The organism is Rothia sp. 27098_8_161 (genome assembly GCF_041432905.1).
GTDB lineage: Bacteria > Actinomycetota > Actinomycetes > Actinomycetales > Micrococcaceae > Rothia.
Genome location: NZ_JAPWAL010000003.1, coordinates 126,689 through 149,880 on the forward strand (window position 1 = coordinate 126,689; position 23,192 = coordinate 149,880).

Here is a 23,192-nt window from a genome sequence, read left to right on the forward strand (position 1 = left end):
GAAGCGCACCTAGAAGAGCTTTTCAGCCTCCGGGCTAACCGCCATCGCAGCAGAAACAGCCGCATAGTTCGGGCCAACAATGCCGATGCTCTGAGTGAGCATCACACCGGAACCGTCACGGGCACCGTGCTCGGTCGGCAGGGAACGAGCCACACCACCGGAGGACGCCGCCTTCGCCGGGCCCACACCCACCCACGCCAGAGCCAGCTGGCTCTCACCGGTGAGGAAACGGTGCGCACGCACACCACCGGTCGCGCGGCCCTTCTGTGGATACTCGCTCAGGGCTGTGACCTTGGCACTCGCCAACCCGTCCTTGCCGTTGGTGACAGTCACGACCTCCGCCGCGTCGCCGGGCGCGGTCACGCCCAGGGCGATGAGGCGGTCGTCCTCGGCAAGCTTGATGCCTGCGATACCGCCGCCGGTGCGTCCCTGCGGGCGGACCTTTGCTGCGTCGAAGGTCAGTAGCTTCGCGTCGCGAGTGACGAAGGTGAGTACCGCATCGTCGGTGGGGCAGGGAGCGGCGGCTACGATTTTGTCGCCGTCCTTGAGCTTCATGATGTCCCACTCGGTCTGGTTCAGCGGGTAATCCGGGTTGACTCGCTTAATCACGCCGCCCGCGGTTGCCATCGCCAGAACCGTATTCAGCGGTGCCAGGGCAACCAGCTTCTCACCCTTGGCGAGCTGAACCAGCTCGGTTGCCTTCACTGCCGACGCTATGGAGGGGGTGCCACCGTTCTCGTCCAGCACCGCAATGTCCATGACGGACAGACGCACCATGCGTCCTGCGGAGGTCACGGCACCGATCTCACCGCGCGCGGTGGTCGGCACAATCGAGGTGAACACGTCGTGCTTGAAACGCTTGCCGGGATCCACGAGCGCCTCACGGATGGGCTTGCCGGGGGTTCGTCCCATCATGCCGGAGGCCGAAAGCAACACCCAGCAGGGCTCATCCGCGATTTCGAGGGCGAGGCCAAGGCTCTTTTTCGCCTTGGACTGTGCGGTGACTGCCTCAATAGCGACCTGCATGTCGTCCTTGGTTTTAAGCTGGGTGCGGCGGTCGGTGCCATAGAGTTCGGCGACCTCGGTGAGCTCGTCGGAGACCAATTCGCGCAGCGCCGCATCGGAGCCGAGGATACGCTGCAATTCCGCGATTTCCTGCTGCAGGGTTTCGCGTTCTGCTTCCAGCTCCAGGCGGGAGTACTTGGTGAGCTGGCGCAGGCGCAGCTCCAGAATGTGGTTCGCCTGGGTGTCGGTCAGGTCGAAGACGACCTTCAGCTTTTCGCGGGCCTGAGCGGTCTCATCAGACTCACGAATGATCTGGATGACCTCGTCAATGTCGAGGATTGCCACGAGCAGGCCTTCCACCAGGTGCAGGCGGTCGGTGCGCTTGCCCAGGCGGAATTCGGTGCGGCGGCGGACCACGTTCAGACGGTGGTCAATGTACACGCGCATCAGGTCGAGCAGGCCGAGGGTCTGCGGCTGACCGTCCACGAGCGCGACGTTGTTAATACCGAAGGAGTCCTCGAGCGGGGTGTGCTTATAGAGGGCGGCGAGCACCGCCTCCGGGTTAAAACCGTTCTTGATTTCGATGACGAGGCGCAGACCGTTGGTGCGGTCGGTCAGGTCGACCACGTCGGAGATGCCGGTGAGCTTCTTGGAGTTGACGCCGTCCTTGATCTTTTCGATGACCTTTTCGGGGCCGACCATGTACGGCAGTTCGGTGACGACAATGCCCTGCTTGCGGGGGCTGACCTGCTCGATGGAGACCTTCGCGCGGGTCTTGAAGGTGCCGCGGCCGGTTTCGTAGGCGTCACGGATGCCTCCCAGACCCACGATGGTTCCGCCAGTGGGCAGGTCGGGTCCGGGGATGAACTTCATGATGTCTTTGAGGGTCGCCTCGGGGTGGGCGATGAGGTGGCGGGCACCGGCGATAACTTCGCGCAGGTTGTGCGGCGCCATGTTAGTTGCCATACCGACCGCAATGCCGGTGGTGCCGTTGACGAGCAGGTTCGGGAACGCTGCGGGCAACACGGAGGGCTGCATGAACTGGTTGTCGTAGTTCGGTACGAAGTCAACCACGTCTTCGTCAAGGTCAGCGGTGAGTGCCTGGGCGGCGGGTGCCATGCGTGCTTCAGTGTATCGGGCGGCTGCCGGGCCGTCGTCGAGGGAACCGAAGTTACCGTGACCGTCAACGAGGGGCAGACGCAGCGCGAAAGGTTGAGCGAGGCGCACCATGGCGTCGTAGATGGCGGCGTCACCGTGCGGGTGGAGCTTACCCATGACCTCGCCGGTCACGCGGGCGCTCTTGACGTGGCCCTTATCGGGGCGCAGACCCATCTGCTGCATCATATAGAGGATGCGGCGCTGCACTGGCTTGAGGCCGTCGCGGGCGTCGGGGAGGGCGCGCGAATAAATCACCGAGTAAGAGTATTCCAGGAAGCTGGATTCCATCTCGGTGGATACGTCGATGTCGACGATATTCTCTACCACATCCACCGGGTAATCGCTGACGGCGGATTTGGATCGGCGAGCCATATATCTCCTCGTGTCGGTGTGTTTTCGCTCCTCCTATTTTAGCGGGTGGGAGCGGAGGAGTCGGGCTGGCTGGTCAGCGTCATCTGTGGGGTGCACCAAGCCGGCCGCGGGGCAGTAACCGAAGCGTACCGGGAGAGCTCACGCCGTCATATGCGCCTGTATCAGCGTGGTCAAGTAGCACAGCCCGGCTAGAACCCTCTAAGGTAGAGGGGAGTAACACCTAACCGCCTTCACGGTGTGCGCCGACCGACGTCGCCTCATGAGGGCACCGCACGAAAGAGGTACGATGTACGCCACCACCCCCGAACGCGAGCAACTGGTCGCAGACATTAAGCATGCCGGTTTCTACCCCGACCTCGTGCTGGAAGTGGTGGATGACGCTCTGGCGGGTATGAACCCGGATGCGCACTTTGTACAGCATGAAACCCACTTCTCACGCGATGATTTTCACCGCCACATCACCGTGATGGTGCTCTGCGGTGAGCACGTTATCTTTGCACACTTGGACGACCAGCATCTTGAGGGTGATGCGCAGGGTACCGTGGCGCATGTGAGCGTGGAGGCGGTGCACCTGAGCGCCCTGAACGCGGTGACCATCAGCTACGGTTTCAGCCAGCCGCAGGCGTACAATGCCGGTAGCACCGCCCCGACTGAGATTTCCTTCCAGATTGCCTGGACCGGTTCGCTGCACATGGAGCTGGCTCCTGCCGGCTGCCAGGATCCGCAGTGCAATGCTGACCACGGCTTCACTGGCGATGCACGCCGCGAGGACATCGCGGTGCGTGTTTCTGCGACCGCTGACGGCCCGGAGTCGGTTCAGCGTGCCCAGGATTTTGCGCGTGCTCTGCACCGTGCCCGCATGTACGCAACCCGCCGATAAGCGCTCGCACAGTATAAATCCCGCGCAGTAACAGCCCTCGCGGCAATAATCCCGCGCGGCGCCCTGTACTTTCACGTGCCCCCTGAGGCACCCCCCGAGAGAGACCCCCGAGAGGAACCTATGACGGCACAGACCACCCTGCACGATGTTTTGGGTGCGCCCCTGCCCGCAGCACCCGCCTACGGCAGCAATAGCATCGCCGATGTGCTGGAGTCCGCCTCCTCTCTGGTGGCTCAGCGAAGCCTGGCGCGCCCCGCGCACGCTCTGGACGCCGACCCAGCGTTTAACTCCGTAGCCGATCCGCTGAACCTTGCCGGTCGTCTCGCGGAGCAGGACGTTGACCCGGCATCTTTCCGCCACGCCTGTGTGGTCTTGGTCGACGGTCTGGGCGATCAGCTACTCAATAGCTACGGCGGCTACGCGCCCGCCCTGCGTAACACCCTGAACCTGGGCCCGCTGGACGCCGCATTCCCCACCACGACCGCCGCCTCCCTCACCTCGCTGGGTACCGGTACGGCACCCGGCGCACACGGCATCGCCGGTTATGAGGTGCGCAATCCTACGGGTAATGGGGGAGCGGGCTCGGTCATGAACCACCTGTCCGGTTGGGACCAGTCGGTTGATCCGCACGCCTGGCAGCCGCTGCCAACCGTGCTGGAACGCCACCACGAAAACCGCCGCGTGCTCACCATTTCGCTGGGTAAGTACCGTGGTACCGGCCTGACTGAGGCGGCGTTGCGCGGCGGCGACTTCGTGGATGCTGTCGGCTACAACGCCCGCGTCACCTACGCCCTGGAGGCGCTCTCCAGCCGCACCCCGACCACCGTGTACCTGTACTGGGGAGAGATCGACGCGGCGGGCCACCGCTACGGTGTGGGTAGCGACGAATGGCTGCAACAGTTGGAGGAGTTGAACTCGGCGCTGAAGCGTCTGGCAGAGCGAGCCCCGGCGTGGGCGGCACTCTTCGTCACCGCCGATCACGGCATGGTGAATGTGCCCGAGCATCAGCGCATCGACTACTCGGGCGTTGAGGAGCTGACCCGCAACATCGCAATGACAGCCGGTGAACCGCGCGCCGTGCACCTGTACCTCGAAGATACTTCGGAGGCGGCACGCACCGCCACCGCTCAGCGTTGGGCGCAATACTGGGGCGAACGCGCCTGGGTGATTGACTCTCGCGAACTGATGCGTGCCGGCTACTTCGGCCCGGTCATCACGGATGCGGCGCGTGGCCGCATTGGCGACCTAATGGTGTGCGCTCGCGATGACTGGGCGCTGTACGATATGCGCCACTATCAGGAGCGTGCCCTGCACATGGTTGGTCAGCACGGTTCGCTGACGGACGCTGAGCGTCTGGTGCCGTTGCGTATGCTCAAGACTTTCTAAAGTACTAGTCTTCTAAAACCCAGAGGGCATAGAAAACCGTTGGTGATTCGGGGGAATAACCAACGGTTTTTGTATGTCTAGATGCCCTTGTCTAGATGCTCTCGCCTAGATCCCCTTTATCGGGCGGCGAGGGCGGTCGCTTACTTGCGGCTACCGAAGATGATGTCATCCCATGCCGGAACGCTCACGCGCTGCTTCTTCGAGGAGGAAGGCTTAGGCTTCTCATCGGAGGCGGGCTCAGTCTGCGTCGTAGCAACGGGGGCCTCAGCTGCGGGTGTGTCCTCGATGGGTGCCGGCATGGTGAAGGACTCGACCGGAACGGATTCAACGGGTGCTTCCGAGTCCACAGCCAGCGGGCCGGTGGTTTCTACGGTAGTTTCTGCTTCTACGGTAGTTTCTGCTTCTACGGTAGTTTCTGCGGTGGGCTCGAGTGTAGCCGGTGCCGCAGGCGCTACCGGGGCAACAGGTGCAGCGGGCGCAGCCGGTGCTACAGGCTCGCGGTGCATGAACACCTCAGGCTCCTCAACCTGCGCCGGGCGCACCGAGCGGGCGCGCTCCAGAAGCTCCTTGAGCTTACGCTCATCAGCGCTCTCAGAGGAAGTAAGGGGTGCCGGTGCGGGCTCGGGTGCCTTCGGCAGGCGGGCGGGAGGAACCTCAACGGGAGCCTTCTTCGCGGCGGCGGCAACAGCGTCCTCACTATTGCCCATCAGGAAGTACGCCGCCTCATTCGACGCGTACAGGCCCTGGTTCGCCGGGTTGTACACCCAGCGCGCGGGGAAGACGACCTGCGCGGGCAGGTTCTGACGCACCGAATCCTTCAGCGCAATATCAACCTCAACACGCCACTGGCCGTTCTCCTGCTGGCGGGTGGTCCAGTCCTGGGTTGCGTCCTCAAAACCGTAACGCTCGGAGACTTCCTCAATGCGGGCGCTCAGGGTTACGGGAATCTGTGCGGTACCCGAAGCGGAGCTGCGGCGACCAATCTTCACGCTCTGAGCGGCACGAATAATGTGGGCACGCTCAGCAACAATCGGCCACTCGTAGCGGCGCACGCGCTCCGGCTCCCAACCGGACTCTTCAGCGATTTCCTCAACGGAGGCACCCTGACGGAAACGGGTCTGAATATCGCGCGGACCGTAGGTGCCCTTAGCGCCCAGACCGCGGGCGGGCTGAATACGGCGAGCCTTGGTGATGCTCGTGCGCAGGTTTGCGTCAATCGGCAGTAAGAAGCGGGTGCCGTCAGCAGACTCAAGCACTAGATTTTCGCCGTCATCGTGAACGCCAATCAGACGCAGTTCAAGCATGAGAACCTCCATAGGTGAACCGGACGCGTTCGTGAATGTGTTGCACGGAACGCAAACTACCTACCAGGGTACCGTGAAAGCGCGGTAAATCAGTAGCGGAGGCGGGATTTTCACCAAAAAAACATGTACTTTTCGCGCCAAAAAAGCTAAAATGTGACGCCTAAACAGTCCAAAGCCTACCCAGGATTAGACAAATAGGGTGCCAATGGTGAACAATACCTGGCATGCCGTCGGGGTTAAATTACACGCCAGCGGCATCTAGAGCACTCATTAAACAAGTTAAACAAGCGTGGCCTGGTCCAACACACAGCCACAGAACCAACGGAGCGTGAAAGTTTGGCAACTGATTACGATGCACCTCGCAAGCAGGACGAAGAGCAGAACGAAGAGTCCTACGAGGAGCTGAACGCCCGCCGTTCCGAGATGCAGTCCGGTGCGGTGGACGAAGACGAGAACAGTGCAGCAGAAAGCTTCGAGCTGCCCGGTGCTGATCTCTCCAACGAGGAGCTGAACGTTGTTGTTCTGCCCGCTCAGGACGACGAGTTCACCTGCGCATCCTGCTTCCTGGTACGCCACCGCTCGCAGATTGCACACGAAGAGGGCAACCTGTCCTACTGCATCGAGTGCGAGGGCTAAAACTTTAGGGAAGGGCTAACACCCACCCGACATACACCTCATGACGGGGCGAGTGCCGAGTGCACCCGCCCCGTTGAGTATGTGAAAGCCGCGCACACATGAACAGCGCCGCGTCGAACCCAACAGGGCGCATCGCGGCAGGTGCTGAACATCAACACGCAACGAAAACACCCCGCAGTAGAGCCTCAACACAGCGCGAGGTGATGGCACAGACACCCGCGAAAGGTTAGAGTATTGACCATGATGACCCCCGTAAACGTCCACATTAAGCTGCTCGACCCCGAGCTGCCCGCCCCCGCCTACGCAAAGCCCGGCGATGCCGGCGCTGACCTGCGCTCCCGCATTGACTTCGACCTGGAACCGGGCGAACGCGCTCTTGTCCCCACCGGCGTGGCAATCGCCCTGCCCGAAGGTTACGTCGGTCTGGTGCACCCGCGCTCTGGCCTGGCGACAAAGAACGGTATCACCATCGTGAACGCACCCGGCACCGTTGATTCCGGCTACCGCGGCGAGCTGATGGTCACCCTGCTCAACACTGACAAGACCAAGTCCTTCCACGTGCAGCGCGGCGACCGCATTGCCCAGTTGGTCATTCAGAAGTACGAGCACGCAACCTTTACCGTGGTGGATGAACTGGAACAGACCGAACGCGGCTCCAGCGGCTTCGGCTCCAGCGGAATCCACTAGTCTGCTCTCACCGCGATTGTCGCACGAGAGAAGAGAAGAAACCCCCGCACCCCGTGTGTGGTGAAAGTAGGAATACCATGTTCGGATTTGGTAAGAAGAAGCGCACCGCCGAGGTTGAAGAGGCAAAGACCGAAGAGGCAGTCGAGGCGACCGAAGAAACCACTGAAGCTGAGGACAGCGCGGCTGAGGGCACCGAAGCTGACGCACCCGAGGTTATCAAGTACGACCGCGTTAACGGCCCGCACGACATCGAAGAAGTCACCACCGAAGACCTCGAAGATTACGTCGACCTGGGGGCACTGCGCATCAAGCTGCTCGATGGCATGAACCTGCGCCTCGAAACCGACGACGCAACCGGCGCGGTTATCGCCGCAACCATCACCCGCGACGGCGCAACCCTGCAGGTGCAGGCATTCGCCGCACCGCGCACCACCGGTATCTGGGACGATATCCGTCACGACCTGACTGAATCCGTCGCCTCCCAAGGCGGCAATGTCGAAATCTACGCTGGCGTATTCGGTGCCGAGATGCTCACTCGCCTGCCAGCCGTCACCCCGGACGGTAAGCCCGGCGAGCGCGTCGCCCGCTTCGTGGGTGTGGACGGCCCTAGCTGGTTCCTGCGCGGCGTCATCTCCGGCGCGGCTGTGCTCGGTGACGATAAGGCTGCCGCCTCCGCGGAAGAAGTATTCCGCACCATCGTGGTGGACCGTGGCGACGACCCGCGCCCGCCGCGTGAACTGCTGCCCATGACTCTGCCCGCCGACCTGATCGTTGCGGCTGAGGAAGAGCCCGCCGTTGAGCAAGAAACCGAGAATGAGCACAGCAAGCTGCGCCCGATGCCTCGCCGCGGCCCTGAGATTACCGAGATTGGCTAATGCCTGAGTTTTCGAACTACCCGAGTGCGTTCGCGGTTCTTGAGGAGCAGATTTTTGCTCCCGGGTACCCCGAGCGCTTTCGCGTACGCCTTGCCGGACGCGTGGAGCAGGTGTGGTTGCCGACTGCCCAGGATAAGCCGATGTACCGTGCCGAGCTGGTGGTGGCTAAGTCGAAGCCTCTGCAGTGGTCGAGCCCGCTGGCATTGATTGGTATGCCGATTGTGGAGCCGCCCGGTGAGGATTTCGAGGAGGACTCCGAGAAGCAGTACCATCTGAACACGGCGTCTTTGGCGACCGTGGTGGTGCAGGATCCGCACGAGGTGTCTTTCCCACCCTATGCACCGTTTACTCCGGGAGATAGGGTCATGCTCAAGTGGCAGGGCCAGCAGATGGTGCCCGGTGTACTTGCCGGTGTGCTGCTGCGCTGTTCTGGTGTGGTGTCTGTGAGGGCGCATCAGCCGGTGATTTATAACCCGCGCTATGAGATTGTGCCGCAGTTCTTTGTGGAAAAGGGAAAATATGAGCGCTGAGCAGTCTTCGACCCAGCCCAATCCGCACGCTAACCCCGCAATTAGCCCCGCAGATAACCCGGGGCAGGAGGAGAAGCAGCTGGCGCAGAGCCTGAGCGTCTCCATGGGTGCAAATATGCGCCGCACTGCTAACGGTGATGTGGATATTCTGCACGCTATTGGCGGCTGGCGCGGCCTGGTGGAATCCTCTCTGCCTGCTGTGGCGTTCCTGGCGCTGTTCACCGTGACGAAGCAACTGAACCTGTCCCTGATTGCGGCGTTGGCTGCGGCGAGCGTATTCACGCTGATTCGCCTGGTGCAGGGCTCTAAGCTGGTGAGCGCGCTGACCGGTCTGGTTGGCGTGGCAATCTGTGCGTTTGCTGCGTACCGTACCGGTAATGCGAGCGACTACTTTGTGGTCGGTTTCTGGACGAACGGCGTGTACATTCTGGCGTATCTGCTGTCGATGCTGGTGCGTTGGCCGCTGATGGGTCTGATCTTCGCGGTGATTCGCGGTGAGGCGCTGACCTGGCGTGAGAACCCGGCGCGTCTGCGCCAGTACATGTTGGCGACCTGGATTATTACCGTGCTTATGATGCTGCGCCTTGCTGTGCAGGTGCCTCTGTACTTCGCGAATAATGTGGAGGTGCTGGGCGCAACCCGCCTCATCATGGGCCTGCCGCTGTACGCTTTGGGCGTGTGGCTGGCGTGGCGTGTCTCGGCTCCCGAGGAGGCGCTGGTGAGCGAAGCCCCCGAGGCTCTGGATGCTGAAGTACCGGATGCTGAAGGCTCTGCGAACCGCTAAGGTAAGCCCGGCAACTTGTGCGCCTGAAACTTAGCGAAATAGCTTCATAAAAGTAAGCGAAAGCCCCGGTACCCGTATGGGTGACCGGGGCTTTTGTCCCCTCAAACCTGTGCCTCCTCAATTTTTTTGGGGGGGGGAGAGAGAGAACCACGCCTCGCAACGCTTATGCGATCAGGGCTATGCGAACAGCGCGCGGATCTGATCCTCACCGGCAATGGTTGTGATGAAGAACAGCTCGTCACCGCCCTCAATCGCTACATCCGCGCTGGGCGGAATCGGCGCACCGTCACGCAGAATCGCGGTGAGCACCGTATCGACGGGCCACTGCACGTGGTCTACACGGTAACCGATGACAGGGTGATCGTCCGGCACAGTGTACTCGGCAAGGGTCGCGCCGCCAGCCTGCAGGGTCAGCAGACGCACCACATCGCCGACTTCCACGGCTTCCTCGACGAGGGCGGTCATCAGGCGCGGAGTGGACACGGCAACGTCCACGCCCCAGGAGTCATCAAAAAGCCACTCATTACGTGGGTTGTTTACACGAGCCACGGTGCGGGGCACACCAAACTCACTACGAGCCAGCAGGGACACCATCAGGTTTGCCTTGTCGTCACCGGTTGCGGCAACGACCACGTCCGCCTTGTTCGGGTGCACCTGGCGCAACACGGACAGCTCGCAGGCATCACCAATATGCCAGCGCACGCCGGGCAGATCGGCACGCTTCTTGGCTTCGGGCTTGGAGTCGATGATGGTCACGTCGTGGCTGTTCATCATGAGCTCTTTGGCGATGGAGGCGCCCACGGAACCGGCACCAACAATAAGGACCTTCACTTACTTTTTACCTTTCGAGGAGTCACGATGGCGGCCGATGAGCTCCACGGGATCGGGCAGCTCCGGGGGAGCGTCACCGAGGTGGAATTCATGTTCGACAACGAGGCGGTTGTTGTGCTTCTGCTCGGCGGGTTTCTTCGGGGCGTGGGGATGCTTGCTGCGTCCCGAGGCGGGGGTGTACTCCGCCTCCACTTCTTTGTCTTCAACGCGCGGCGGGCGGGAGAGGATGCGGGTTACGTCCGCAACGTCGTCGGTGTGCATCATCACGTGCACGCTATCACCCTGCTGGTAGGCAGTATCAGGGCGGGGGAGCATACCCTCACCGAAGCGGGTGACGTAGGCGATGCGCACCCCGGCGGCACTTTCGATGCTGGTCAGGGCGTGGCCTGCCCAACCGTCGTTGAGCGGAATTTCGGTGAGCATGAGGCGACCCGAGGGTTCACGGAAATCACCCTTGAGCGCCTGCTCGGGCAGCAGACGGCGCAGCACCTGGTCGGTAGACCAGCGCACCGAAGCGACCGTGGGAATGCCCATGCGCTGGAAGAACTCGGCGCGGTTTGGGTCGTACACACGCGCCACAACGTTCTTTACCTTGAACATTTCGCGTGCCACACGGGCGGCAATAATATTCGAGTTATCGCCCGATGAGACGGCGGCAAAAGCGTACGCTTCGGTAATACCGGCACGCTTGAGGGTGTCCTCATCGAAGCCAACACCGGTCACCAGACGGCCTTCAAAGCCCTTACGCAGCGGCTGGAAAGCGCGTTCGTCCTGGTCAATGACGGCGACCGTATGCCCCGAAGCTTCCAGAGTGCGCGCCAACATGACGCCCACGCGCCCGGCGCCCATAATGACGAAGTGAGGCATACAACCCTCCGAATGTGTTGATGTTTTGTGTCGATAAGGCGTTACCGCCTACCTCTACCAGTGTAATGGGCGGGTGAGGTTCCGCGCCGATGCTCCGTGATATTCCGCTCGCCATGCCCACTATTCGGCTGAATAAAATTGAGCTTTGAAGCTGCGACCTATAGCCTTAACAGCGTGAAGAATCGTTGGGATAAGATGCGCATCGCCCTGACCGGCAGGCCGGTCAGCACGCGAAATCTTTCGGCTGTTAACCTGCCGAAGCGTTACGCTCTGCCTCTTTTCGGCACCGACGGTATCTCCTCGGTCGCCTACGCTGCCGACCAGATGATTCTGACCCTTGCCGCTGCGGGTGCCTCTGCGCTCGCTTTTTCGCCCTGGATTGGTTTGGGTGTAGCGATGGTGGGTCTGCTGGTGATTGGTACCTACCGGTACAACATTAACCAGATTGCCTCCGAGGGCGATATTCAGCTGGTGCACCACAAGCTGGGCGCGCTACCCTCGATTGTGATGGGCGCATCCTCGCTGATGGACTATATGCTCACGGTGGCGGTTTCGATGTCTTCGGCGTCCTCGTTTTTGGTGGCGCTGTACCCGCAGATTCAGGATTGGCGCACCCTCATTGCGGTGCTGCTCATTGTTGCTCTGACGCTGTTTGCGTTGCGCGGTGTGCAATTGCTGGGAAAGATTGCGTACTGGCCGTTGTACGTTTTCTTGGCGTTGTTGGGGGTCACCCTCATTGTGGGTTGGATTCGTGCCGCCACGGGTACTCTGCCGCTGGCTGAATCGGCTACCTACGTGATTGCCCCCGAATACCACGATTATGCCCTGGAAGGGCTGGCGCTGGTATTGCTTCTGGCGCGTTCTTTCTCCGCAGGTGTGGTGGCGTTCTCGGGTGTTTCTACGATCTCTAATTCTGTGAAGTATTTCCGCCGCCCGAAGAAATATAATGCGGCGGTCACCATGATGCTGATGGGCGTGATTACCTCGGTCCTGCTGGTGAGCCTGCTCGGTTTTGCGGCGGCAACCCGTGTGCACATGGTGCACGATACGACCCGTTTTTTGTTCATTGACGGGCACACGCCAGGGGAGTACTTTCACCAGAAGCCGGCGCTGTATCAAGTGGCTTTGGCGATTTATCAGGGTATTCCGTTCTTCGCGCAGTTGCTGGTGTTTGCCACGGTGGGCGTGCTGATTATCGCCTCGCTGACTGCGTTTACGGGATTCCCGATGATTGCCTCGTCCCTGGCTGATTACCAGTACCTGCCGGTCTTCTTCCGCAGCGTGGAATCACGCGGGCTGTACGCGAATGGTGTGCTGGCGCTGTCGGCATTCTCAATTTTCCTCACCACCATTTTCGGTTCGGATGTGTACTCGCTGATTCAGCTGTACATTGTGGGCATGTGCCTGTCCATGGTGATGGTGCAGCTGGCGGTGGTGCGCTACCGCATACGCCTGCTGCGTATTACTCTCGCGCAGATACCGCGCCGCGCCCTGATTCGTGATATTGCTGTCTCTGCGGTGGGAGTGGTCGTGACCGCCGTGGTGCTGGTCATCGTCGTGGTGACGAAGTTTGCCGCCGGTGCGTGGCTTTCCCTTGGAATGATTGCCCTGATGGTTGGAGGTATGGTTGTGACTCGCCGCCATTATGATGCGGTGGATGCCGCCCTGGACGTCCCCCTGAACGCCGAATCCGTTGCGGATGTGGCAGCCCTGCCTTCGCGTGTGCACGCCATCGTGTACGTGGAGCGTGTGCGCCGCCCGGCGGTTCGTGCCCTCTCCTATGCGCGTGCCGGTCGCCCCTCCACGATTGAGGCGCTGACGGTCAACAACGACCGCGCTGCCCTGGAGATCGTGAAGAAGCGCTGGTACGCTCTCGGTATTCCGGTGCCGCTGTCGGTCATTGACTCGCCGTACCGTGACACGGTGGATGCTGTCGTCTCGTATATTCGCCGCCGCCGCAAGAAGTCACCCCGCGATATTTTGGTGGTGTACCTGCCGGAATTCGTGGTGAAGCACTGGTGGCAGCGGCTTCTGCACCGCCGCACGGTGCGTCTCCTCAAGCGGGCGCTTCTGCACGAGCCGGGCGTTATGACGGCCACCGTGCCCTGGGCGATGCATGAGGATGAGGTGTATGATGAGAATTTTGATCAGCGTTTACAAAGCGAAGAATCAACGGTAGAAGCAGAGGGCCCAACGGCATCTGTTGCCCCGAAGATTACTCGTTCTGCCGGTGGCGGCCGTGAACTGATTCAGAGCAACCGCCACGCGGTGTACCGCGGCCGCCTGCACGAGGCGGACGCGGTGGCGAGCGAGAAGAAACGCCAGCCGTAATAATCGCCTGGTGCCTAGAAATAATTGCCCAGCGCCCTGCCCGGTCAATTGCCCTGCAACTTTGCTTGAACACCCCGTATAACGCCTGGACTTTGCCTTTTGCAATGGAGGAGGCACCCCTTGCGGGGGCGTCGGAACCGAAGCGAAGGCACAATCGGGTGTAAAATAATTCACATTAAGTGATTCTTTTAGGAGACAATGCTGTGACCCACACTGCTACCACGCCTGCCGCCTCCAACAACGTAGACGGATACAGCGTCGGGCAGACCCTCACCGTCACCTGTGAGGCGCCCGCGCACGGCGGCGCCTTCGTAGCGCGTACCGAACAGGGCGTCATCTTCGTGCGTCACGGCATCGTCGGCGAACAGGCAGAAGTGCGCATCACCGCAATCGGTCCCAAGCGCCGCTTCTACTTCGCAGACGTCATCTCCGTATCCGTACCCTCCCTGGAACGCCGCCCCCACCCCTGGATTCAGGCGGATGCGCTCGCCACTGAAGAGGAACGCGCCACAGCAACCGGCGTACCCGAACTGCTCGGCGGCATGGAATATGGCCACATCAGCCTGGCCGAGCAGCGACACTACAAGACCGATATTGTCCGCACCCAAATCAACCGGCTGGGCGGCCTGCCCCTCGAATCACCCCTGCTGACCAACCTCATCGTTGAAGAGCTACCCCTGCGCGGTAACAACGAAGGCCTGTCCTGGCGTACCCGCGTGCGCTACAACGTGACCAAGGTCCGCACCCAGCCCAGCGACCAGAAGAACAGCGGCAAGAAGAACCCCGCCGTCACCTGGCGCGTCGGCATGCACCCCTACCGCGCCTCCCAGCCCGTACCGGTCGTAGACTTTCCCCTCGCCGCACCCGAACTGCGTAACCTGGAGCTTGAGCGGCTGAACCTGCGCGGCGTACGCGAAGTCGAGGCAACCGTCTCCTCCCGAGGCAGGATTCTTCTGCAGTTCATCGTTGACCCGCGTTTCTCCATCGAAGAAGTCGCCAAGGACATCGAACAGCAGGCATCCGACGCCTGGGGACTGCTCGCCAAGCGTAAGATCTCCCTTTTCTTCACCCCGCAGTCCACCTCGAATGGCAAGCCCAAGCGCCGCCGCCCCGGCTCCGCCCACAGCCCCTACCGCCGCGTACCCGAAGGCGACCAGCTGCTCGGCGCGGGCCTGCGCTCCGTCACCGAAGAAGTCACCTTCGGCTCCCGCCGATTCAGCTACCAGGTGTCTGCCGGCGGCTTCTGGCAGATTCACCGCGCCGCCCCCTCCACCATGGTCGGAGCCATGCTCAACATGCTCCGCCCGCAGGAAGGTGAATGCACTCTCGACCTGTACGCCGGCGCGGGCCTGTTCACCGCCGCGCTCGCAGATGCCGTGGGTGCGACGGGTACCGTTATCAGCATTGAGGGTTCCCCAGTGACCCATAAGGATGCCCGCTCGAACTTCGCGCCTGATGGTTGTTCTCGCACGGAAAACTCTGCGGACACCCGTATTGAGGTGATTCGTGGCGACGTGGCACGCCACCTGGTCGATTTGAAGACCGCCCTTGAGTTTGGTGAAATCCCCGCTATTGATGCGGTGGTCCTTGATCCATCCCGTGAGGGTGCGAACCGAACCACCCTGGAACGCCTGGATGCGCTGGACCCCAAACGTATCCTGTACGTGGCATGTGATTCGGCATCCCTGGGGCGTGACACCGGTATTTTGCGTGAGCTGGGTTGGGACATGGTGCAGCTTCGGGCCTTTGATATGTACCCGAATACGCATCATGTGGAGTCGGTGGCGCTTTTTGAGCGTGCCCCGGCGAAGCCTCGTCCGCGCCGCCGCCGCACCACGTAGCGTGCAACTAGTTGCCGTTACAAAGAAGCACATAATTGCTGTGTTGGGCGGGTTGGGCTGTTCACCAGCCTACCCACTAGGGGTTATTTCAGGCTGTTTTCGCTCAATCCGGTGCGTCTTGCTCTGCGGGAGCATAAATCTGCTTTTTGGCACTGTAAACGGTAGAATCATTGAAGAACCAACGCACGGAATGAGCCGTGCCCCAATCTTGAGGAGTGTGGGTGTATGTCCGCTGAAAACGCATTGCCGCAGGAGGAGACCCCGAATAGCGCCCCCGGTGGCGCACCCACCGCTGACTACAGCATTGGCGATGGTGCCACTGCCAAGTTGCTCCCGGGTATTCAGTCCCCGGCAGACCTGCAGAACCTCAGCTACGAGCAGTTGGAGGAGCTCTCTAAGGAAATTCGCCAGTTCATCGTGACGAATGTGTCGGCAACCGGTGGTCACCTGGGTCCGAACCTGGGCGTTGTGGAGCTGACTCTCGGCATTCACCGTGTCTTCGAATCTCCTAAGGACAATATTCTTTTCGACACCGGCCACCAGTCCTATGTGCATAAGCTGGTGACTGGTCGTCACGCGTTTAAGACTCTGCGTCAGAAGGGAGGCCTGTCGGGTTACCCGGATCGCGACGAATCTAAACACGATATTATTGCTTCTTCGCACGCCTCCAGCTCGATTTCGTGGGCTGACGGTATTTCTCGCGCGCATAAGCTTAACGGCGAAGATGACCGCTACACCGTGGTTCTCATTGGCGACGGCGCGCTGACCGGTGGCATGGCGTGGGAGGCTGTAAACAATATTGCTGCCGACCGCACCCGCAAGGTCGTGATTGTGGTCAACGATAACGGCCGCTCCTACGCGCCGACTATTGGCGGTTTCGCAAACCAGCTGTCTGAGCTCAAGCACGGTGTGCAGCAGCAGGTGGATCGCGTGCGCCTTGACCACCGCTACGACAACGCCCTGGATGCTGTGCGTATCGGTCTACAGCGTGGCGGCCCCGTCGGTCAGATGGTGTACCGCGGTCTGCACGGCATGAAGGCGGGCATTAAGGACGTCGTCGTACCTAAGGGTATTTTTGAAGACCTGGGCATGAAGTACGTGGGCCCCATTGACGGCCACGACCAGCAGGCTGTGGAGAACGCACTGACCGCGGCGAAGAACTACGCCGGCCCGGTGATTGTGCACGCCATTACCGAGAAGGGCCACGGTTACGCGCCTGCCCGCGCGAATGAGGACGATCAGTTCCATGCGGTGGGCCAGATTGACCCGCTGACCGGTGAGGATGTTTCGACCAGTACCTCTGAATCGTGGACCAGCGTTTTTGGCCGCGAAATCGCGGATATTGCTGATGAGCAGGAGAACGTTGTCGGTATTACCGGCGCGATGCTCATTCCCGTGGGTCTGCGCGAATTCCAGAAGCGCCACCCCGAGCGCGTTATTGACGTAGGTATCGCTGAGCAGCACGCCGTGGCGATGAGTGCCGGCCTGGCGTACGGCGGTATGCACCCGGTGGTTGCCCTCTACGCAACCTTCCTGAACCGTGGCTTTGACCAGTTGCTCATGGACGTTGCTCTGCACAAGGCGGGCGTGACCGTGGTGCTGGACCGCTCCGGTATTACCGGTCCAGACGGCGCAAGCCACCACGGTATGTGGGATTTGGCGATGCTGCAGTTCATTCCGGGTCTGCACCTGGCGGCTCCGCGTGATGGTGCGACCCTGCGCGAAGAGCTGCGTGAGGCTGTAGCTATTAACGATGCACCGACCGTGATTCGCTACCCGAAGGGCTCCGTGGGCGAGGACATTCCCGCCCTGGAACGTCGTAACGACGGCGTGGATGTGCTGGCACGCACCGATAAACCCCACCCGGAGACCGGCCAGCGTGATGTGCTGTTCGTCGCTGTTGGTGCTATGGCCCGTGTGGCCCTGGAAGCCTCGAACGTGCTTGCCGCCGAGGGTATCCAGTCCACCGTGGTTGACCCGCGATGGGTGATGCCGGTGCCATCTTCGGTTATTGAGTTAGCGCGTGATCACCGCATTGTGGTGACCATTGAGGACGGCGTACGTTCCGGCGGTGTGGGTTCACGCATCCGCCAGGAAATGCGTGCGGCCGGTGTGGATACCGCGCTGAGCGAGCTGGGTCTGCCGGCGGAGTTCATTCCGCACGCTTCCCGCGAGCAGATTCTGGAAGAGGTCGGCCTGACTGCGGAAACCATTATCGCTGACCTGCGTGCGCAGTTGGCTGGCGATAAGGTTCCATTCGCTCGTGAAGAGGGCCAGAAGCCGCGCCACACCCGCTAGATATTCCGGTCGGTGCTTCCCTCAGCCATCGGCTCTCAGCGGTAGATTCTCAATAATAGGCACAGCATAGACAGACAGAAGCCCCGCCCATCAGTTGTGATGGGCGGGGCTTTGCTGTATGCACTATACGGGGCACTATCGGCCAGCGCCTGAGCTTATGAGCATGAGAAGTAGTGGTTTTAGGAATTGTTAGTAGTGCCGCTGACGAAAATCTTGCCGCCTTTCACCTGCACCGGGTAGCTGGTCAGAGGCGCCTCCGCAGGGCCGTGCACTACTGAGCCGTCAGCTACGGCGTATTCGGAGCCGTGGCAGGGGCACACGATACGGTTGGAGTCCTGCACCTGTACCTGACAACCTTGGTGGGTGCACACGGTGCTGAACGCCTTATATTCACCTGAAGAGGGCTGTGACACGATAACAGTCGTGGAGCCATGGGTTAGACGCGCCGCCTTGCCCACACCCACAGCGGAGGCAGAACCTATCTCAATGGTACCTTCAGGTGCGGTGACGGCGGAGTCCTCCTCAGCGCAGGAAGCAAGTAGGGCACCGGACGCGACGGCACCGGTGACGAGGGTTGCGCGTCGGGAGAGGACGCGCGCAGAAGATTCAGTCTCGGCGGTAGCTGCTACGGTATCGACAGCATTAGATTCGATGGCGGCAGATGCAGTGGGCGAGGAGCATGCCTTCTGAGAGCGGCAGCATCCGTTGGGTGCGGGCATGGTGGCTCCTTTCGTGTACTCTCTCCACCCTAAGCCGGTTTAGGATAAAAAGCGAATGAGAGCAGGCTAAGCTTGGTTTGTATTGCTCCCGAGACAAATTTCTGAGGCAAACTTTCGAGGCACACAAAATGCCGGTCGGGTGGGCGCATCAGCAACACACCCAACCGGCACACGTCTATTTAGCATTAGTGAAAGCTACCCTAGATGGCGGGCAAAAATCGGCGCAATCACGGGGGCAACCAGCCCCGTCTGCCACGGACGCGCACCGTACTCGGCGAGTGCATCTCGCAGGGTCTGCTCGTCAAAACGAGCCGGTGGCTCCCAGCAGAGGCGGCGAACATAATCGGTCGTAATCAGGTTCTGCGCCGGAATAGTCAGCTTCTCCGAGAGCTCATCAATGGCATGACGAACCTCGGTGAACAGCACCAAGTTTTTGGGGCGCTTGGACTCCCACGCCTTCAACGGTGGCGGGGCAGTCGACGGCAAAGTGAACGGTACGGCGTTCTCGCCGCGTGCCGCCGCGGCAATAGCACGCACCCAGCGCGGGCCCTCACGACGCAGACCGCGCGTCTGAAAACCGGGAATCGCCATGATGGCGGGAACGTTACGCGGCATGGTGCGTGCCGCCTCCACAATCGCAGAGTCAGGCAGCAGACGCTTCGCGTCGACGTCCTTTTTACGTGCCAGCGAGTCACGCTCATGCCACAGGTTACGCAGTGCCGTCAGCTGTTTGACGGAACGCAACATCGTGCGGCCCTTCGTCTTACGCCAACGCTCCGGCTGATCCATCGGATCCTTCACCGGGGTCTTGCACAGGTACTCGAACTCCTCCAGGGCGTACTGCAGCTTGCCCTGCTGGCGGAGCAAATCCTCCAATGCGTCACGCAAATCAATGAGCACGTCAACGTCCAGCAGCGCATAGTTCAGCCACGACTCCGGCAGGGGGCGACGCGACCAGTCTTCCTTCGAGTGCTTCTTCGCCAGCTTATAGCCGAGCAGCTCCTCAACGGTCGCACCCAGGTTCACGCGCTCCAAACCAGCCAGGCGCGCACCAAGCTCCGTATCAAACAGGCGGTTCGGGCGCATACCGAGCATGTCCAGGCTCGGGAAGTCCTGAATTGCGGCGTGAATAACCCACTCAGTATTCGCCAAAGCATCGTTAATAATGCGCAAATCCTTAAACGCCTCAGGGTCAATCAGGTACAGCTGATCTTCACGCTTTAGCTGCACCAAAAAGGCGCGTGAACCGTAGCGGATGCCCTGGGCACGCTCCGTATCAATAGCGACCGGGCCGGACGCCGCGGCCAACTGCTCAGCGGCACGATGCAGACCGCTCTCAGTGGTGATGAGAGTCGGAATCGGTGAGGAAGGGGCCTCCAGAGGAACAACATCCGGAACTTCGATACCGTGAAGGGTCAGCTGAGGGGTGCCTGCGGCATTCTGTTCAGCTGCGGTACTCATGCACTCAATCCCTTTCCTCTGTCTGGTTCGACGCGCCCATATGATGCGCCAGATGCCCGGGTAGGTGTACGCCCAAGCAAACATAAGCTCTGGCGGGGTGGCGTGCACGCGAAGGCACTACGCCATTCTACCCGCCCGAGCTTAAAGCCTCGAATTTAGAGAGACTCATAATAAGGGGTTCACCGGTGTTCCCGCTGGGGTCATCGTCGGGCTTTATTCGGCAGCTTCCGCCTCGTCAACCGGAGTATCACCACTCGTGTCACCATCCGATGCTTCACCGGCGGGGGTCAGCGTCAAACACACCGAATTAATGCAATATCGCAAATCCGTTGGAGTTGGGTAACCCTCACCCTCAAACACGTGACCCAGATGCGAATCGCAGACGGCGCAACGCACCTCCACACGGCGCATACCGAACGTCGTATCCTCCAGGTAACGCACACGATCCTCGGCCAGCGGCGCGAAAAACGACGGCCAACCACAATGCGAATCGAACTTCTCACCAGAACGGAACAGCTCCGTACCGCAAGCACGGCAAGAATACACACCCTCCGTGTGGGTGTTCCAGTACTCGCCAGTGAATGCGCGCTCGGTGCCGCCCTCACGTAGAACAGCGTACTCTTCAGGCTTGAGAACTTCACGCCAGTTCTTAGCGATAGCACCCACGCCGGGTAATGAGTTGCCCATCATGACTCCTTCAGTTTGCTCTCATGCTCAGGCTCTTACAGCTCACATAACGCCGCGGCTGGGCGGATTATTCCCGCTACGCGCGGATATCAGCGTACTTGCCGTTGGTCAGCTTCAGTAGGTCGTCTGGGGCGAGCTCAACATCCAGGCCGCGCTTACCGCCAGAGACCATAATCGTGTCAAAAAGCTGCGCAGACTCATCCAGCAGGGTGGGGGAGGGAGTCTTCTGACCCAGCGGAGAAATACCGCCCACCACGTAGCCGGTGCGGCGCTCAGCGACCTTCGGGTTGCACATGGAGGCGCTCTTCCACCCCAGAGCAGCGGCGGCTGCCTTAATGTTCAGCTTGCCAGACACCGGCACGATTGCGACCGCGAAATCCTTCTCGTGCACAATCAGTAGGGTCTTGAACACCTGTTCCTCGGAGGCGCCGAGGTTCTTCGCGGCCTCTTCACCGAAGGAGGTGACACCCTCAACGTGCTCGTATTCGCGCATCTGGAAGGGGGTATTCGTCTCGGTCAGCAACGCTACGGCGGCGGTTGCTGCGCCACTCTTCTTACCTTTAGTTTTCTTAGCCATAGACACCATTTTACGGAAGTCACCATGCACTGTGGGGTGCGTTTGTGATCCTGCCGCCGCCCCTCCTCATGCCCGTAATGTGGCGGGCAACTCATGAGGCTCACGCGGGGTGTTAGACAGTACTACACTTAAAGCGAATGTCACATCGCCGTCACTGAAGAAAAGAGTTTTTGTGCCCACCACGACCGTACACTTGACCGACCGCATCCCTCGCGTTTCTGCTGATGAGTTGCTGGCGGGTTTCCGACCCTCTGAGCGTTTTGGTGAAGTGTCTTTTGATAGCTATATTCCCGACCCGAATCAGCCGTCGCAGGCTGAGGCCGTGCAGAAGCTGAAGGATTTTGGCGACAAGATTAATGGTGGCGGTGCTGGTGCCGGTTTCTTTGGTCGCCTGTTTGGCGGCAAGAAGAAGGATGCGACGAAGGCTGGCCTGTACCTTGACGGCGGTTTTGGTGTGGGTAAGACTCACCTGTTGGCGTCGCTGTGGCATTACGTGGATGGCCCGAAGGCGTTCGGTACTTTTGTGGAATACACGAACCTGGTGGGTGCGTTGACGTTCCGTAAGACGGTTGAGGCGTTGAGCAGCTACAAGCTGGTGTGTATTGACGAGTTTGAGCTGGATGATCCGGGTGATACTGTGCTCATGTCTCGTCTGATGCGTGAGCTGGCGGATGCTGGCGTGAAGCTTGTGGCGACCTCAAACACGCTGCCTGGTGCACTGGGTGAGGGCCGTTTCGCGGCTGAGGATTTTAAGCGTGAGATTCAGGTGCTTGCTTCGCAGTTTGAGGTGCACCGTGTGGATGGTGAGGATTTCCGTCACCGTGGCCTGCCTGCCGCGCCGGAGCCTGTTGCTGATGATGCGTTTGATGCGAAGGTTGAGGAAGTGTTCGGCGGCCAGACTGTTGGCGTTGATAACTTCGCTGACCTGGTGGAGCACCTGGCGAAGGTGCACCCGTCGCGTTACCGTCAGCTGATTGATGGCCTGGATGGTATTGCGTGGCGTGATGTTCACCCGATTACTGAGCAGTCGGTGGCGCTGCGTTTTGTGGTGTTGGCTGACCGCCTGTATGACAAGGATTTGCCGATTGTTTCTTCGGGTGTGCCTTTTGACAAGGTGTTTACTGAGGAGATGCTGGCTGGTGGTTATCAGAAGAAGTATTTCCGTGCGGTGTCTCGTTTGACGGCGTTGGCTCGTGAGGGCATGCTGGGTGAGGAGGCGGAGCGCTAGTTCCGCTGTTCGCCGGGGCCGAGCTTTGGCCGGCTCGGGTTTTGATGCGCTGTTCTTTCTAGTCCCGTGAGACTCGAAGCTCGCCCGGTTTGCATGGTTAGCTTGGTTAGTCTGGTTTACCTGAACCGCGCCAACCCCTCTCATACGTGAGGACCCTCGCCGGGTCGCTTAGGAAGCACCTGGCGGGGGTCTTTGTGTGAGCGAGAACCTGGTACGTGACGGGAACATGGCGTGTCGCTCGCATGGTTTCTTCCCTTGCCAGGGAGTTATGCGGGGGTAGACGTGGTTGGAGTGTATAATTTTGCGTGTAGCCTCCGCGAGGTTCTCGCGAAGCACCCGTTTCTGCCGCATGGTTGCGGGCTATTTTCGGGTAGCTATTTCCCTTCCTTTTCGGAGGGACTTTCATTGAGGGATCAAATGGGGCATGTCCCCGAGCTCGACGTTCCAGGATTTCCCTTCCTTTTCGGAGGGACTTTCATTGAGGGCGGAATGGAATCAACCTTAGAGACTAGCCACCTCCCATTTCCCTTCCTTTTCGGAGGGACTTTCATTGAGGGATCCGAGGCACCAAGGATGTTAACTTCACGAAATATGATTTCCCTTCCTTTTCGGAGGGACTTTCATTGAGGGTGGACTTCTCCAGTCGCCCCAAGATGCCGGCGCGGATTTCCCTTCCTTTTCGGAGGGACTTTCATTGAGGGGAGCGTGATTTGACCGTGCATGAGAGCGTGGACG

General features: G+C 60.5%; 19 protein-coding genes and 1 CRISPR repeat array (1 of these 20 cut by a window edge). Of the genes, 11 read left to right on the top strand and 8 right to left on the bottom strand.

What is annotated here, in order from left to right:
• Positions 1 to 9: 9 nt before the first annotated feature.
• A complete protein-coding gene (locus O3648_RS02125) occupies positions 10 to 2,535 on the bottom strand; it encodes a DNA topoisomerase (ATP-hydrolyzing) subunit A (protein ID WP_371568121.1) in 2,526 nt (841 codons plus the stop codon).
• Positions 2,536 to 2,821: 286 nt separating this feature from the next.
• Between O3648_RS02125 and O3648_RS02130 the strand changes: the two genes are divergently transcribed.
• Positions 2,822 to 3,415 (top strand): DUF5998 family protein, encoded by a 594-nt coding sequence (locus tag O3648_RS02130; protein WP_279740577.1) that lies wholly within the window; start codon positions 2,822 to 2,824, stop codon positions 3,413 to 3,415.
• Between the two features lie 120 nt (positions 3,416 to 3,535).
• Entirely contained in the window at positions 3,536 to 4,801 is a 1,266-nt protein-coding gene (locus tag O3648_RS02135) for an alkaline phosphatase family protein (RefSeq protein WP_371568122.1), read from the top strand.
• Between the two features lie 140 nt (positions 4,802 to 4,941).
• Here O3648_RS02135 and sepH read toward each other — a convergent pair whose 3' ends face one another.
• Positions 4,942 to 6,105: a septation protein SepH gene (gene sepH / locus O3648_RS02140; protein ID WP_371568124.1), complete on the bottom strand. Its 1,164-nt coding sequence runs from the start codon at positions 6,103 to 6,105 to the stop codon at positions 4,942 to 4,944.
• Positions 6,106 to 6,441: 336 nt separating this feature from the next.
• On the opposite strand from sepH, the gene O3648_RS02145 reads away from it, so the two are divergent.
• From O3648_RS02145 to O3648_RS02165, 5 genes are all read left to right on the top strand, one after another.
• Positions 6,442 to 6,741 carry a DUF4193 domain-containing protein gene (locus O3648_RS02145; protein ID WP_279740582.1) on the top strand — a complete coding sequence of 100 codons (300 nt, stop codon included), beginning with the start codon at positions 6,442 to 6,444 and terminating at the stop codon, positions 6,739 to 6,741.
• 240 nt (positions 6,742 to 6,981) lie between these two features.
• Positions 6,982 to 7,428 (top strand): dUTP diphosphatase, encoded by a 447-nt coding sequence (dut, locus tag O3648_RS02150; RefSeq protein ID WP_279754605.1) that lies wholly within the window; start codon positions 6,982 to 6,984, stop codon positions 7,426 to 7,428.
• 77 nt (positions 7,429 to 7,505) lie between these two features.
• Positions 7,506 to 8,303 (top strand): DUF3710 domain-containing protein, encoded by a 798-nt coding sequence (locus O3648_RS02155; protein WP_279790495.1) that lies wholly within the window; start codon positions 7,506 to 7,508, stop codon positions 8,301 to 8,303.
• Entirely contained in the window at positions 8,303 to 8,833 is a 531-nt protein-coding gene (locus O3648_RS02160) for an asparaginase (RefSeq protein WP_279740588.1), read from the top strand. Before O3648_RS02155 ends, O3648_RS02160 begins: the two co-directional genes overlap by 1 nt.
• A complete protein-coding gene (locus O3648_RS02165; RefSeq protein ID WP_279790493.1) occupies positions 8,823 to 9,617 on the top strand; it encodes a DUF3159 domain-containing protein in 795 nt (264 codons plus the stop codon). Before O3648_RS02160 ends, O3648_RS02165 begins: the two co-directional genes overlap by 11 nt.
• 177 nt (positions 9,618 to 9,794) lie before the next feature.
• On the opposite strand, the gene O3648_RS02170 is transcribed toward O3648_RS02165, so the two are convergent.
• On the bottom strand, positions 9,795 to 10,448 hold the full coding sequence (locus O3648_RS02170; protein ID WP_279788658.1) for a TrkA family potassium uptake protein: 654 nt from the start codon (positions 10,446 to 10,448) through the stop codon (positions 9,795 to 9,797).
• Positions 10,449 to 11,315 (bottom strand): TrkA family potassium uptake protein, encoded by an 867-nt coding sequence (locus O3648_RS02175; protein ID WP_371568127.1) that lies wholly within the window; start codon positions 11,313 to 11,315, stop codon positions 10,449 to 10,451.
• A 195-nt stretch (positions 11,316 to 11,510) separates the two neighbouring features.
• Between O3648_RS02175 and O3648_RS02180 the strand changes: the two genes are divergently transcribed.
• The 3 genes from O3648_RS02180 to dxs all read left to right on the top strand — a co-directional run bounded on the left by O3648_RS02180 (position 11,511) and on the right by dxs (position 17,785).
• Complete coding sequence (locus tag O3648_RS02180; protein ID WP_371568158.1) at positions 11,511 to 13,646, top strand: APC family permease; 2,136 nt, start codon at positions 11,511 to 11,513, stop codon at positions 13,644 to 13,646.
• Between the two features lie 203 nt (positions 13,647 to 13,849).
• Positions 13,850 to 15,487: a class I SAM-dependent RNA methyltransferase gene (locus O3648_RS02185; protein ID WP_371568129.1), complete on the top strand. Its 1,638-nt coding sequence runs from the start codon at positions 13,850 to 13,852 to the stop codon at positions 15,485 to 15,487.
• A 225-nt stretch (positions 15,488 to 15,712) separates the two neighbouring features.
• The gene (dxs, locus tag O3648_RS02190) at positions 15,713 to 17,785 is read left to right on the top strand and encodes a 1-deoxy-D-xylulose-5-phosphate synthase (RefSeq protein ID WP_371568131.1); all 2,073 of its coding nucleotides are present in this window, start codon (positions 15,713 to 15,715) and stop codon (positions 17,783 to 17,785) included.
• A gap of 179 nt (positions 17,786 to 17,964) precedes the next feature.
• Here dxs and O3648_RS02195 read toward each other — a convergent pair whose 3' ends face one another.
• The 4 genes from O3648_RS02195 to ybaK all read right to left on the bottom strand — a co-directional run bounded on the left by O3648_RS02195 (position 17,965) and on the right by ybaK (position 21,229).
• Positions 17,965 to 18,504 carry a Rieske (2Fe-2S) protein gene (locus tag O3648_RS02195; RefSeq protein ID WP_371568134.1) on the bottom strand — a complete coding sequence of 180 codons (540 nt, stop codon included), beginning with the start codon at positions 18,502 to 18,504 and terminating at the stop codon, positions 17,965 to 17,967.
• A 195-nt stretch (positions 18,505 to 18,699) separates the two neighbouring features.
• A complete protein-coding gene (locus tag O3648_RS02200) occupies positions 18,700 to 19,965 on the bottom strand; it encodes an HRDC domain-containing protein (protein ID WP_371568137.1) in 1,266 nt (421 codons plus the stop codon).
• 213 nt (positions 19,966 to 20,178) lie between these two features.
• A complete protein-coding gene (gene msrB / locus O3648_RS02205) occupies positions 20,179 to 20,652 on the bottom strand; it encodes a peptide-methionine (R)-S-oxide reductase MsrB (protein WP_371568139.1) in 474 nt (157 codons plus the stop codon).
• 76 nt (positions 20,653 to 20,728) lie between these two features.
• A complete protein-coding gene (ybaK, locus tag O3648_RS02210) occupies positions 20,729 to 21,229 on the bottom strand; it encodes a Cys-tRNA(Pro) deacylase (protein ID WP_279754596.1) in 501 nt (166 codons plus the stop codon).
• A 172-nt stretch (positions 21,230 to 21,401) separates the two neighbouring features.
• On the opposite strand from ybaK, the gene zapE reads away from it, so the two are divergent.
• Positions 21,402 to 22,457, top strand: coding sequence for a cell division protein ZapE (gene zapE, locus O3648_RS02215; RefSeq protein ID WP_070687891.1), 1,056 nt, complete (start codon positions 21,402 to 21,404; stop codon positions 22,455 to 22,457).
• A 376-nt stretch (positions 22,458 to 22,833) separates the two neighbouring features.
• Positions 22,834 to 23,192: direct repeats of the CRISPR family, unit length 36 nt; unit sequence ATTTCCCTTCCTTTTCGGAGGGACTTTCATTGAGGG; it runs 2,659 nt beyond the window's last position.